This window comes from Alloscardovia venturai, from assembly GCF_042676605.1.
GTDB lineage: Bacteria > Actinomycetota > Actinomycetes > Actinomycetales > Bifidobacteriaceae > Alloscardovia > Alloscardovia venturai.
In genome coordinates this window covers 763188-776794 of record NZ_JBHTHQ010000021.1, presented here as the reverse complement: position 1 = coordinate 776794, position 13607 = coordinate 763188, and the positions used below count along the sequence as shown (strand labels likewise).

Genomic DNA, 13607 nt, shown 5'->3' with positions numbered 1-13607 from the left:
ATGTTCATTAACTGTCAGAGGAGGAAACTGTGTCGAATTTTGATTTCCTTAAGTTAGAGTCTAAGTTTGATAGTTTCTCTGATGCGGCGTTGTCCGCTGAAGTAGCTCTCGCATCCAGTCCTGAATCGTCGGTGCTACTTTGCCGTCGAGCAATGGAACTTGCGATTAAGTGGATGTATTCTGTGGATAAATATCTCGAAAAGCCGTGGGATGAGAAGCTTATTACTTTGATGAGCACAGATGATTTTCGAGAAATTATTGATCCTGATTTGCTGACTCGCATGCATTTTATTCGTAAGATAGGTAATACTATTGCACACAGTGATAAAAAAATTTCTCGTGATGCTGCTCTTATTTGCCTAGAAAATCTTTTCTATTTTATGGATTTCGTGGCGTACTGCTATGCAGATAAGTACACTAAACCGACTTTTTCTCGTGAGAGTTTTAGTGAAATATCTGTTCAGCCAGCAGTATTAGATACTGATGCAACAGCTGCACAGATGGAGAAAAGTCTTGAGCAATTGATGAAAGAGAATGCTTCTCTGCGTGAGCAGTTGACTGTGAAGCGTGAGGAGCAGCAGCCTACCTATAGTCCGAAACCTCGTGAATCTTCTGAGTTTAAGACACGAAAGATTTATATAGATGTAATGCTTGCGGATGCAGGATGGGTAGAAGGTAAAAATTGGATTAGCGAATATCGAATTTCAGGGATGCCAAATAAATCTGAGACTGGCTTTGCTGATTACGCTCTGTGCGGAGATGATGGCAGCATTCTTGCTGTAGTTGAGGCGAAAAAGACGAGTGTAGATGTAGCGCAGGGGCGTCAGCAGGCAAAACTTTATGCTGATTTAATTGAGAAGAAGCAAGGTATTCGTCCTGTTGTCTTTCTTAGTAATGGTTTTGATATACGCATCATTGATAATCAATATCCAGAGCGAAAAATAGCTGCATTCTACTCGAAGCGTGACTTGGAAAAGTTGCTGAACTTGCAGCGTATGCGCAAGAGCCTTAAAAATATTCAGGTCGATAAGAACATCGCTGGTCGCTACTATCAAGAGGCGGCTATCAAATCTGTATGTGAGAGTTTCGACTCAAAAAATCGCCGTAAGGCACTTCTGGTTATGGCGACGGGTTCAGGGAAGACTCGTACGGTAATTGCGTTGTGCAAAGCGCTACTGGAGCAAGGCTGGGTAAGGAACATACTCTTCCTCGCAGATAGAACGTCGCTGGTTACACAGGCGAAGCGTAGCTTTGTTAATTTGCTCCCCAGCTTATCGGTGACAAATCTATCCGACGGCAAAGAGAATTACACTGCCCACGGAGTTTTTTCAACGTATCAAACGATGATGAATTGCATCGATGAAGCGACAGATGGCGCAGGAAAACTTTTTACCGCAGGACACTTCGACTTGGTGATTTGTGATGAGGCTCATCGCTCGATTTACAACAAGTACAAGGATATTTTCAATTACTTCGATGCGCCGCTTGTTGGGCTGACCGCTACTCCGAAAGATGAAATCGATAAAAATACCTATGAAATATTTGAGTTGGAAAATGGTATACCAACTTATGGCTATGACCTCGCTCAAGCAGTGAAAGATGGGTATCTCGTCGATTTCATTTCTGTGGAGACCTCACTCAAATTTATGGAAAAGGGTATCGTTTACGACGAGCTATCTGATGACGATAAACGTGTATATGAGGAAACTTTTGAGTATGAGGATGGTGAGCTCCCAGCGAGCATTGATGCATCCAAACTCAATGAAAATATTTTTAATGAAGATACCATTCGCGAAGTTCTCAACGTTCTCATGACAGAAGGTCTGAAAGTTGAGTATGGCACTAAAATTGGCAAAACGATTATTTTTGCGAAGAATCATAATCATGCTGAAAAGATTCTTGAAGTATTTAATAAAGAGTATCCTCATTTGAATAACTACGCGAAGGTCATTGATAATCACATGACGTATGCGCAAAGTGCTATTGATGAATTCTCTATTCCAGATAAGTTGCCACAGATTGCTATTTCTGTTGACATGCTGGACACGGGTATAGACGTGCCGGAAATATTGAATCTTGTGTTCTTCAAGAAAGTCATGAGCAAGGCAAAATTCTGGCAGATGATTGGTCGTGGTACTCGGCTGTGCCCGGGGTTGTTAGACGGAGAAGATAAAAAGAAATTCTACATTTTTGATTTCTGCGGAAACTTTGAGTTCTTCCGCATGAATAAGGGGAGAACGACACAAAATCAGCTTTCACTTCAAGGTGCGCTTTTTAGTCTCCAATTCGAGATGGCATATAAGCTGCAAGAGCTTGAATATCAGACAGATGAACTTATCAAGTACCGAAAAAATCTTGTGAATTATCTGGCGAAGAAAGTCAGTGAGCTTAATCGTGAAAATTTTGCTGTTCGTCAGCATTTACGCTATGTGACCCAATATGCAGAAGTATCTGGTTATCAAGCGTTAGCATACGAAGACACGCTCATCATTAAGGAAGAGCTGGCTCCACTTATTCATCCCGACGATGACGACGTTACAGCTTTGCGTTTTGATGCACTTGTATATGGTGCCGAACTTGCGCATCTCATGAACGGAAATTATCAACGGGCAAAGAACGATATTATGCGCAGGGTCGCTGGTGTATCAACGATTGCTCATATTCCTCAGATTGCAGAACAATCGACGCTAATCAATGAAATTCTGCATACTGATTATCTTGAAAATGCTGATATACATGACTTTGAGCATATCCGAAAGTCTTTGCGTGATTTGATGAAGTATATTCCCAAGACGAGCTTTAGATATGACACAGACTTCGACGATGAAATTCTTTCTGTAAATTGGAAAGAATCTGAGATTGAAAATGATGATTTAGAGAATTACAAAGTGAAAGCTGAGTCCTATATTCGTCAGCATCAGGACAATGCAGCGGTGGCAAAACTCAAGAATAATATGCCTCTTCAAGATGAGGATGTCAGTGAGTTAGAAAGAATTCTATGGCAGGAAATAGGCACTCAACAGGACTATGAAGCGGAGTATGGAGATAAACCACTCGGTGAGTTTGTGCGTGAAATTGTAGGTCTTGATATGAATGCAGCTAAGGCTGCGTTTGCACAATACCTCGATGAAGCATCTATGGATAGTCGTCAAATTTACTTCGTAAATCAGGTAGTGGAGTACATCGTTCGAAATGGGACACTAAAAGATTTCCGTGTGCTTCAAGAGGCTCCGTTTACGGATAAAGGTAGCTTGGCAGATATCTTTACAGATGTACAAGTTTTGGGCATTAGAGACGTGATTCAACACATTAATGCCAACGTTCTTGTGGCGTAATTGTATGTGCTACACATGAAAATACGCATTGATATCAGTGAAACTTACCAGTTGCCCGTGAGATGTTTTCATGCTTGTATCTCCACTATAAATCACAAACCTATTACTTTCGTTGATCCCCATGAGCGGCGAAATTTCATCTATAGTACGAAATGCTTGTGCTTTATATGTCGAAGTAGATTTCACCTCTATGGCTTGATACGGTTTCCCTGCTTTTTGTGTGATGAAGTCAATCTCATTCTGGTTGCTGTCTCTCCAGTAAAAGAGTTCAGGTTCGCGTCCGACAGAGGTGTACTGCTTGATTAATTCAACGACAACAGCGTTTTCAAAGAGATTTCCTCTATATACACTGGTAAAAAGTTCATCGGGGGAATTAATGCCAAGAAGATTCGCAGCGAGTCCTGTGTCGTAGAAGTAGAATTTTGGAGCTTTTATCAGCCTTTTACCATAATTCTTGTGGTAGGGGTGCAGCTGGAAGCATACAAAGCTTGCTTCCAAAATAGATAGCCATTCACGTGCGGTAGTAGTGGAGATATCACAGTCATTGGCTAGTGAAGTGAGGTTAAGCACTTCGCCAGTTCGAGTAGCACAGAGCTTAAGAAAAGTATTGAATTCATTGATTTTCTTTACTCCCAGCTCTTCTCGAATATCCCTATCGATATATGTGCTGATGTAATTGGGAAAGAAATCTGTAGGATGTATATGCGAGCTATATAAGCGCGGATATCCGCCGGTAAATACCCAGTCCATGATGCTATTGGGAGAAGCTCCGTTACTTTTCATTTCACTATATGCCAGAGGTAAAAGGTGAAGTATACCAACTCTTCCGGCGAGAGACTGAGAAATTTTCTTGAGAAGTAAAAAGTTTTGAGAGCCAGAAAGAATAAACTGTCCTGGATTGTTCTGACTATCTACGATTCCTTGAAGGTAGGGAAACAATTCAGGAACTCGCTGAATTTCGTCGAAAATAATATGAGAATTAAATTGTTGTAGAAATCCCCGGGGATCTTCTGAAGCGAGTGAGCGGATATCCGGATCTTCAAGTGATATATATCGGTAGTTGGGAAAAGTATTTTTGACGAGTGTGGATTTTCCACTTTGACGAGGCCCATTTACGGTTACGACGGGGAATCCTTCGGCAAGTGTTAGAAGCTTCGCTGCGAGCGTTCGTGGAATCATAATCTTTTATACTTTCCGATTTACATAAGTTTTACTTTCCGATTTACATAGATTATACTTTCCGGTTTACATAAACTCAACTTTCCAATTTACATAAAATGTATGTTCGCTTGTAGAAGCTGAAATCTTCGCTGGGTCCACGACACGCGGTGAAGAGAGGGTTGTAAGATTGGTTTTGAACAAAGGTACTCGTTCATCAAAGGTGATGGTTTGTTATGATACCGATTCCACGGTTATATACGGAAATTTTTTGTGACTTATATGGCACGATTCTCGATATTCATACGGATGAGGATGATCCTCTTCTGTGGGATAAAATGTGCGCATATATGCGTGCGCAAGGTGCTATATGTGAAAGTGGAGCACAACTTTTTGCAAAGTATCAGCAAGACATGGACGTAGCGCAAAAGTCGGGAGAAGCCCTTCGTGGTAAATACGTGGAAATCGATGTCGTGCCAGTATGGAAAAAGCTTTACAAGCAATTTTCAGTTGATGCGGATGATACTATGGCTTATGCGACAGCGCGTCATTTTCATCAAGAGAGTACTTCGGTTTTACGACCGTATCCGCATGCGAAGGAGTTTCTGCATGTCCTGCAGTACGATTTGAATATTCGTCCTATCCTTGTCTCAAATGCTCAGGCTGCATATACCGTAGCTGACCTTCGGGAGCATGGATTAGATGAACTTTTTAACAGGATTTTCTTATCGTCAGACTTTGGTGTAAAGAAGCCGGATAAGCGTTTCTTTGATTACGCTCTCGAGCAGTGCAATGTGGAGCGTTCTCATGTGGTATATATCGGAAACGAGATAGGTTGCGATATAGAGGGCGCTACACACGCGGGGATTGATGCGATTTATCTGCATACGCCGCTTTCTGTGAAGACGGATCCAAGCCAGAGCGAGTTAGCTGTACTTAACGTTGAAGGCGCAAATTACGATGCTGTTCTTTCATGGTTTACTGGTCGGGAAACTCATATTCAAGGCGAAGGTGTGGATGCTCATATAGCGTTTGCGTAGAACGTACGGAATAAATACATAGTGTGTTTACGCGTGGAGCAGTTTCAACGTTCGATACACAACTTGTGCTTTGCTGCAATTAAATAATGCCGAAGTGAAATATGGAATCTCCCATTTCATCTCGGCATTTATGTAACTATATGTGTAGCTCACTATATGGGCGCGCCTCTGCTCATCGCATGTGTATTGCTACTTGATAATCTCTACAGTCTCAATCATTACTGGTTCAAGTGGATTATCGCGAGCGTCCGTTGCGACTTCATTGATGGCGTCGACTACCTTTTTGGATGCTTCATCGGTGACTTCGCCAAAGATAGTATGCTTACCATCGAGCCACGTGGTTGGTACGGTGGTGATGAAGAACTGGGAGCCGTTAGTGCCGGAGAGCTTGCCAGTGAATGGGTTTGGACGGCGTCCAGCATTTGCCATTGCGAGCTTGTATGGCTCAGCGAAGGTGTGCTTGTTGATTTCGTCGTCGAAGTTATAGCCAGGACCACCGATACCGGTACCCAGTGGGTCACCACCTTGAATCATGAAGTCCTTGATGACACGGTGGAAGATGAGTCCGTTGTAGAAAGGCTCATGAGACTTTTCTCCAGTCATCGGATCAGTCCACTCCTTGTCCCCAGTAGCGAGACCGACAAAGTTTTCGACAGTTACAGGTGCGTCGTCTGGAAAAAGCTCAATTGTAATGTCACCCATAGTAGTGTGCATAATTGCTTGCATGTTTTTCTCCTTGAGGTGTATGTGTAGAGTTTAGTTGTTAGTTTAGCTTAATCCATACAGAAGTATCCTGTGGGAGCTTTCCGTCAGCTGTTAGCGCACTTGAGGTAAGTAGGATATCGCCGTCGGGCAGGTCCATCGGCTGAGTGGAGAAGTTGGTGATATTTGCCCAACCATTCGCGCGCTTGTATGCGATGACACCGCCTTCATTTCCATCGGCACCATCTGGGACTCCGCTTGGCTTGTCACATTCGAGCCACTCGGTCGTGTGGTCGGTCGTTTGAAGCTCATGACGAAGCTGCAAAACGTGGCGATAGAAGTTCAGCATGGAATGAGGGTCGTTGTCCTCTTTATCTACTGCAAATTCAGCAAACCATGCTGGCTGTGGAAGATGCGGCTTTTCGTATGCATCGTCAGGGGAGAATCCAAAAGAGCAATCTGAGCCGTTATCTGAAGCGACCCATGGAAGTGGCACGCGGCATCCGTCACGTCCTTTCTCCTTGCTCGCTTTTTCGCTCGTCACTGCGCTTGGATCTTCGAGCCTATCCCATGGAATATCTGCCACTTCGAAAAGCCCAAGCTCCTCGCCTTGGTAGATGTATGCAGATCCTGGCAGTGCCATCTCCATCATGAGCGCCGCGCGCGCACGACGCGCACCTTTGCCGCGGTCTTCGAAGTATGAGCCTCCGTTACGAAGTAGCCAGTCACGTGCAATTTGCTGCTGGTCGTGTGCGTTAATTTGCGGTAGAGCAAATCGTGAAGCGTGACGTACCATGTCGTGATTGCTCATCACCCATGTCGCAGTTGAACCTGAACGTTTTGCTGCGTTAAGACCATCTTCGATAGCTTCATGATAATTATTGCGAGCCCAGATTTTTGTCGCGAAGGCGAAGTTGAAGACCTGTCCGAGATCGTTTGGGGAAGCATAGAGATACTGGCGGGCAGGATTTACCCATGCCTCAGCTACCGCAAAACGAGGAGGATTGTATTCATTGAAGATTTTTCTCCACTCATGATAGATTTCGTGCACTTCGTTGCGATCAAAAAGTGGATGAGAGCCATCAGTGCAGTCGCCCGCTGGGTCGCGCGGGGAGTACTTGTCTAAGTCTGGTCGATTAAGATCTTTTTTCAGTGCATGCGCAACGTCTACGCGGAAACCGTCTGTACCATGATCACACCAGAAGCGGAGAGTGGTTTCAAATTCCTTATGTACGTCGGGGTTATCCCAATTCCAGTCAGGCTGTTCGGGAGCAAACATATGAAGATACCACTGCCCATCCCCGACTGGCTCCCATGCTCGTCCTCCGAAAATCGACTGCCAGCTATTAGGTGGCAGCTCACCGTGCTCTCCGCGACCATCACGGAAGATATAGCGGTCGCGTGCTGTGGACCCGCGAGGAGAGTTCAAAGCTTCGAGGAAGAATTTATGGCGATTGGAACTGTGGTTAGGAACGATGTCTACGATGACCTTAATATCGTACTGATGTGCTGCAGCGACCATGTCGTCGAAGTCATCCATCGTGCCTAGTCGCGGGTCCACGTTGCGATAGTCATCGACGTCATAACCGCCGTCGGCAAGCTGAGAAGGGTAGAAAGGAGAAAGCCAAATAGCATCGACGCCAAGTTTTTTCAGATAATCCATACGTGAGGTAATACCTTTTATGTCACCCAAACCTGACCCTGTCGTATCAGCAAAAGAGCGTGGATAAATTTGATAGACGACAGCGTTCTGCCACCACTGGTCGGATACTGTCTTTGGAGTGCCTGTCATGTGAATTCCTTGAATATCATCGGTGATAAATATCTTTCCTATCATAAAGCCCCTATGCGAAAAGTGGTATACCCCATGGGGAGTACTCTGTAAATCAGAATTAAGTGCAATTATCAAGGAGATGTATCATGGCAGATGAGCCGATTTTTACTGCTGAAGAGTCCCGTCTCATTTGGATTGACTGCGAAATGACTGGCTTGGACATCGCAAATGATGAACTCTGCGAAGTCTCTGTAGTCCCTACTGACTTCAATATGAAGGTGCTTGATGAAGGTATCGATTTAGTCATTAAGCCAAGCCAAACTGCGATTGACCACATGAATGATTTCGTACGCCATATGCACACTTCCTCCGGGCTCGTTGACGAGTGGGAGAACGGTTTAACTTTGAGCGAGGCGCAGCGTCGTGTCGTCGACTATGTCAAGAAGTTTCTCCCGGCTGAAGGCAAAGGTAAGGCGCACCTTGCAGGAAATTCAATCCACTCTGACAAAAAGTTCCTTGACAAGTACATGCCAGAACTCATGTCTCAGTTACACTATCGCATCATTGATGTATCAACAATGAAGGAGCTGAGCCGTCGGTGGTATCCAGCAGTATATGAGAACAAACCAGAAAAGCATGGCGGGCATCGTGCGCTCGCGGATATCATTGAGTCCATTGATGAGCTTCGATACTACCGCGAAATGATGTTTGTCAAGTCACAACCTACCGATGCTGAGGCAAAGAAGGGCGCCGAACTTATTGAGAGCACTAGCCTGCTTCGTGCGTATGAAGAAAGCGGAAATGCACTCACTTCTACTGACACTCCCGAGAAGACTGACTATTAAAGTACAGCACGCAGAGTACAGCACGGGACGACGAGTAAGGTTTCCCAGAAGCCTGTAAGCTCTACGACTAAGACTGATACCGAGACTGACAACCACTGTGTTCCAATCCGAAGCCCTTGAAATTTTGCACTCCGGAGCATCCGTGTACCTCACCGGTGCACCGGGTGCAGGCAAAACGTATGTGCTCAATGATTTTATCAATGCATCACGCAAAGACGGTCTTTCTGTTGCAGTCACAGCATCCACGGGCATTGCCGCCACGCATATCAACGGTCAAACCATTCATTCGTGGTCGGGTCTTGGCATTTCGACTGCGCTATCTGAGCCAGTACTCAAACGGATAATGACGAGGCGGCGCAAAGCCATCAAGAATGCCGACATTCTTGTTATCGATGAAGTATCCATGATTCATGCGTGGCTATTCGACATCGTCGATGAAATTTGCCGACGTGCTCGCAAGAATGATATGCCGTTCGGGGGACTGCAAGTAGTAATTTCTGGGGATTTTTTCCAGCTCCCTCCCGTATCTGTCTCTACTCGTAATGAAGATTTGCTGGGCACGTCTGTCGAAATGGTACAGTCGCGTGAGAAATATGCTGCAGCGGGGAAGAATCGTGAGGGGTTTATCACTGAGTCTTTCGCATGGGATGCATTGAACCCAGTAGTGTGCTACTTAACTGAGCAACATCGTCAGGATGATGGACGATTGTTGTCCGTCCTGACGTCTATTCGTGAAGGCAGTGTGTCTCAAGATGATTACGAGACTATCGCTGGGCGTATAGGGGCTATGTACGATGAAACACAGGCGATTACTCATCTTTTCCCCTCTAATAAGCAGGCAGATTCGCTGAATGACATGCGACTGACCTTACTGAGAAATGAAGCCCATACTTTTGTAGCGACTTCTGCTGGACCGACTCAGCTCGTCGAACGTCTCAAGAAAAATATGCTCGCGCCTCAAGAACTTGTCTTGAAAGAAGGAGCAAGTGTCATGGCGCTGCGCAATGACAGCGATAAGCAGTATGTAAACGGGTCACTTGGCATCGTGAAAAGTTTTACCTCGCAGTCCAAAGGCGGTTGGCCCATCGTAGAGTTTGATAATGGTCATGTCGTCACTATGAAACCTGCAGATTGGGAAATCACAGATGCAGAAGTTGTCTTGGCTACAGTTTCCCAAGTGCCATTGCGATGTGCGTGGGGCATTACCATCCATAAGTCGCAGGGCATGACCCTGGATCGAGCGGTGATGGATCTGCGGCGTACTTTTGCTCCGGGTATGGGGTACGTAGCGATGTCACGTGTGCAAGGTCTCGAAGGATTGTACTTACAAGGCGTGAGCGATAGGGCATTTCTCGTATCTGACGATGCTGTACTCTTGGATGCGCAGTTGAGAGCAAATTCAGCAGCTGCGGCAGCGGTTTTAGATAAAGACGGATCGTTTGAAGTAAAGCGTTTGCAAGGCGCAAGTCAAGGTGTGCGGATTTCTGCTCATGGAGCGATAGTAGGTTCTGGCGCTAGTTCGAGTTCAGGCTCTATAGGAGCACAGGGGGATGATGAGTTTAGTCAGGGAGCGCTATTCTAAAAGTTGCGGATAAAGCCGCCGATAAGACTCGTAAAGTCGTGTCACGCTAATAATCTTGTGGCTTATGAGCTCTGAAGTATTACGTATGTCAAACATGTTTTTGCGTACTTTGCGAGATGACCCGTCCGATGCAGACGTTGACTCGGCAAAGTTACTTATCCGCGCAGGATATATCCGCAAGGTCGGACCTGGTTTGTACTCATGGCTTCCACTGGGGCTGAAAGTTTTGCGCAAGATTGAAACTATAATTCGCGAAGAGATGGTCAAGACGGGCGCACAGGAAGTAGAATTCCCAGCACTTTTGCCTAAAGATCCGTATGAAGCGACCAATCGTTGGGAAGAGTATGGTGACAACATTTTCCGCGTGAAAGATCGGCACGATGCGGATTATTTACTTGTTCCAACTGCTGAGGAAATGTTCACTTTGATGGTCAAAGACATGTATTCCTCATACAAGGACCTTCCTGTTACTTTATGGCAAATGAAGTCCAAATTCCGTGATGAATTCCGACCGCGTGCAGGTATGATTCGTGGTCGCGAGTTTGTCATGAAAGATGCCTATTCCTTTGACATGAGCGAAGAGGACTTGAAAAAGTCCTACAAGATTCAGCGTGATGCCTATGAGCGTATCTTCCAGCGTCTCGGCGTGAAGTATGTCATGGTACACGCAGTGTCCGGTCCAATGGGTGGCTCAGAGTCTGAAGAGTTCTTGGCGCCACTTCCTATCGGTGAAGATACCTTTGCGCTGGCTCCATCGGGTACTGCATGGAATGTTGAGGCGTTGACGACAGTTAAGCCTGAAGACGTGGACTACTCGGCGACTGAGGCGATGATAGCTCTGCCTACGCCGGAATCTGCGACTATTGAGTCTCTCGTTACGACAAGTAATGAGCTTTATCCGCGCAAAGATGGTCGTGCTTGGCAGGCTTCGGATACTTTGAAAAATCTTATGATTGCCGTTATGCATCCAACTGGGGAGCGTGAACTGGTGGCAATTGGAGTTCCAGGGGATCGTCAAGTAGACATGAAGCGACTTGAAGCAAGCTTTGCTCCGGCTGAAATTGAAGAAGCAAATGAAGAGGATTTGAAGAAATTCCCTGAACTTGTCAAAGGTTATATTGGCTTTGGTGTTTTGGGGCCACAGTCCGGTAAGGATGAGAACGGCAAGTCTCGTATCAAGTATCTGCTTGACGCTCATATCGCACGCGGTTCCGAGTGGATAACGGGTGCCGATGAGGCTGACAAGCATGTTTATCATGCTGTGTATGGTCGTGATTTTGAAGCTGATGGTTTTGTAGAAGCTGTCGAAGTTCAGACAGGGGATATGAGCCCAGATGGGTCAGGTCCGTTGAGTCTTGAACGTGGTGTGGAAATTGGTCAAGTATTCCAGCTCGGGTTAAAATACTCCAAGGCGCTGAATCTCACAGTGCTTAATGAGAATGGCAAAGCTGTCCCTGTGTGGATGGGGTGCTATGGTATCGGTGTCTCACGCGTCATGAGCTGCATTGCCGAGTACTACAACGACGAAAATGGTTTGAAGTGGCCGGCTGCCGTTGCGCCTGCACAAGTCCATGTCATCGCGACGGGACGTGATCAGGCTGCGTTTGATGCTGCGGAAGATCTTGTAGCTGCATTATCTGAAGCTGGCGTTGATGTCATTTTTGATGATCGCTCAAAGGTGTCTCCGGGCATTAAGTTCAAGGATTCTGAGCTTCTTGGTATGCCGTTAATTGCCGTTGCAGGTCGCGATACTGTGAACAATGGTACTATCGAAATCCGTCATCGTGATGGTGCTGAAACTCAAATAGTTTCAGTCACTGATGCGGCGCAGGCGATTATTGATGAAGTAAAGAAATTCTGATTGAGATAGATTTTATTTCATAGATTAGGGTCAGCTTTGATGAGCTGACCCTTCTGTTTTTGTAGGGGAATTACTACGATTTTGCGCGATGTGGTGTGCACCTAATCTGAGCTTAGACGTGAAACGCGATGAAGTAATACACATCGTCGTCGCCATCGTAAATGAGCACCTTGGTATCGGACTCTTGCTTATCTCTTTTGAAGCGCGGATCAGGATGATTTAAGAAATCTATAGAGAACTTAGCATCTTTCGCAGCTGTAGTGATGAAGTTACGAATATTTTCAGGTAAAGGTTCGCCCTTTTTGTTCAATGTTGAGGTGTCGAAAGCTGTCCAGTTTTTTGCACAAGCTGGAGAATTTTTCAACGAAATTTTCGCGTAAGTATACCCGTCGCCAGAGAAACTTTTACCGTGCTTGTACTCAACGATTTGCGCATTCTTTGGCAGATAGAGGTTCCACTGATTTTGAAGAATTTCTGTGTGAGAAGGAGTCGACGAAGCGACTGCTACGATAATGCTAGCAAGTACGCCAAGAGTGACGATTATTCCAGCCAGCCATATGAGTAGAGACTTATGCTTGCGAATCAAATTTTTCATCAGACAATCCCTCCTTAAATGTGGAGTCAGCATGAAAAATATTGAAGAGTACTATAGTGGCATCGCTCTCTTCGAGACACGGTTATCCACATTCGTTCACATTACTTTTCCAGCGAGGACATAGCGCTGTGTACGACACACAATAGAAGTACTTCTAGAAGTTGCGTCACACATTATCGGTTCGAAGGAGACATCATGGCACATATAACGCATACTGTACTGACTGGTTACGTAGGTAATGCACCGAAGCAATGGAATTCTGCTGGAAACTCTACTGCATGTAGTTTTCGAGTAGGCTCTACGAGGCGGTACTTCAGCGTAAAAGATAATGAGTGGAAATCTGCTGAAACGACATGGATACAGGTCAAAGCCTTTCGAAGACTTGCAGACAATGTTCTCAAATCGTTGAAAGTGGGTGATCCTGTCATCATCGTAGGGAATCTTACCATTGACCAGTGGGAGAAAGATGGCATTCAACATTCGGCTCCTGTCATCGAAGCTACGAGTATTGGGCACGATTTAGGGCTCGGCACCGACGTGTTTGCGAAAGATGAACCAATAAATAAAACAACAGATACTCTCGTAGAAACACCGCCCACTGAACCCTCATCTGTGGCTGAGAAATCTCTTCCTGAGGCTGTGATGGCATAGGTAGACTGCGTGAGTCGCGCTGCGCATAATCTGCGAGACTCACGTAAAGTAGACTAAACCGAAT

10 protein-coding genes are annotated in these 13607 nt (G+C 45.5%); 6 read left to right on the top strand and 4 right to left on the bottom strand.

Annotated features, from left to right (window positions below):
- The first annotated feature begins 29 nt into the window (after positions 1-29).
- The gene (locus ACFQY8_RS06720) at positions 30-3335 is read left to right on the top strand and encodes a DEAD/DEAH box helicase family protein (protein WP_377939119.1); all 3306 of its coding nucleotides are present in this window, start codon (positions 30-32) and stop codon (positions 3333-3335) included.
- 9 nt (positions 3336-3344) lie between these two features.
- Here ACFQY8_RS06720 and ACFQY8_RS06715 read toward each other — a convergent pair whose 3' ends face one another.
- Positions 3345-4514, bottom strand: a complete 1170-nt coding sequence (locus ACFQY8_RS06715; RefSeq protein WP_377939118.1) for an ATP-binding protein — start codon at positions 4512-4514, stop codon at positions 3345-3347.
- Positions 4515-4729: 215 nt separating this feature from the next.
- On the opposite strand from ACFQY8_RS06715, the gene ACFQY8_RS06710 reads away from it, so the two are divergent.
- Complete coding sequence (locus ACFQY8_RS06710) at positions 4730-5533, top strand: HAD family hydrolase (RefSeq protein ID WP_377939117.1); 804 nt, start codon at positions 4730-4732, stop codon at positions 5531-5533.
- Positions 5534-5722: 189 nt separating this feature from the next.
- On the opposite strand, the gene ACFQY8_RS06705 is transcribed toward ACFQY8_RS06710, so the two are convergent.
- Together ACFQY8_RS06705 and ACFQY8_RS06700 are read right to left on the bottom strand one after the other, a co-directional pair.
- Positions 5723-6259, bottom strand: a complete 537-nt coding sequence (locus ACFQY8_RS06705; protein ID WP_377939116.1) for a peptidylprolyl isomerase — start codon at positions 6257-6259, stop codon at positions 5723-5725.
- Between the two features lie 37 nt (positions 6260-6296).
- On the bottom strand, positions 6297-8027 hold the full coding sequence (locus ACFQY8_RS06700; RefSeq protein ID WP_377939115.1) for a glycoside hydrolase family 13 protein: 1731 nt from the start codon (positions 8025-8027) through the stop codon (positions 6297-6299).
- Between the two features lie 128 nt (positions 8028-8155).
- On the opposite strand from ACFQY8_RS06700, the gene orn reads away from it, so the two are divergent.
- The 3 genes from orn (at position 8156) to ACFQY8_RS06685 (ending at position 12297) form a co-directional block, all read left to right on the top strand.
- Positions 8156-8854: an oligoribonuclease gene (gene orn / locus ACFQY8_RS06695; protein WP_377939114.1), complete on the top strand. Its 699-nt coding sequence runs from the start codon at positions 8156-8158 to the stop codon at positions 8852-8854.
- Positions 8855-8951: 97 nt separating this feature from the next.
- On the top strand, positions 8952-10436 hold the full coding sequence (locus ACFQY8_RS06690; RefSeq protein WP_377939113.1) for an ATP-dependent DNA helicase: 1485 nt from the start codon (positions 8952-8954) through the stop codon (positions 10434-10436).
- Between the two features lie 64 nt (positions 10437-10500).
- Positions 10501-12297: a proline--tRNA ligase gene (locus ACFQY8_RS06685; protein ID WP_377939112.1), complete on the top strand. Its 1797-nt coding sequence runs from the start codon at positions 10501-10503 to the stop codon at positions 12295-12297.
- A gap of 112 nt (positions 12298-12409) precedes the next feature.
- Here ACFQY8_RS06685 and ACFQY8_RS06680 read toward each other — a convergent pair whose 3' ends face one another.
- Positions 12410-12892, bottom strand: a complete 483-nt coding sequence (locus tag ACFQY8_RS06680) for a hypothetical protein (RefSeq protein WP_377939111.1) — start codon at positions 12890-12892, stop codon at positions 12410-12412.
- A 195-nt stretch (positions 12893-13087) separates the two neighbouring features.
- Here ACFQY8_RS06680 and ACFQY8_RS06675 point away from each other — a divergent pair, with 195 nt between their 5' ends.
- A complete protein-coding gene (locus ACFQY8_RS06675) occupies positions 13088-13543 on the top strand; it encodes a single-stranded DNA-binding protein (protein WP_377939110.1) in 456 nt (151 codons plus the stop codon).
- The last annotated feature ends 64 nt before the right edge of the window (positions 13544-13607 follow it).

Coding starts and splice junctions, on each gene's coding strand:
- ACFQY8_RS06715 (WP_377939118.1), bottom strand. CDS start 4,514: ATGATTCCACGAACGCTCGCAGCGAAGCTTCTAACACTTGCCGAAGGA.
- ACFQY8_RS06705 (WP_377939116.1), bottom strand. CDS start 6,259: ATGCAAGCAATTATGCACACTACTATGGGTGACATTACAATTGAGCTT.
- ACFQY8_RS06710 (WP_377939117.1), top strand. CDS start 4,730: ATGATACCGATTCCACGGTTATATACGGAAATTTTTTGTGACTTATAT.
- ACFQY8_RS06675 (WP_377939110.1), top strand. CDS start 13,088: ATGGCACATATAACGCATACTGTACTGACTGGTTACGTAGGTAATGCA.
- ACFQY8_RS06680 (WP_377939111.1), bottom strand. CDS start 12,892: ATGAAAAATTTGATTCGCAAGCATAAGTCTCTACTCATATGGCTGGCT.
- ACFQY8_RS06700 (WP_377939115.1), bottom strand. CDS start 8,027: ATGACAGGCACTCCAAAGACAGTATCCGACCAGTGGTGGCAGAACGCT.
- orn (WP_377939114.1), top strand. CDS start 8,156: ATGGCAGATGAGCCGATTTTTACTGCTGAAGAGTCCCGTCTCATTTGG.
- ACFQY8_RS06685 (WP_377939112.1), top strand. CDS start 10,501: ATGAGCTCTGAAGTATTACGTATGTCAAACATGTTTTTGCGTACTTTG.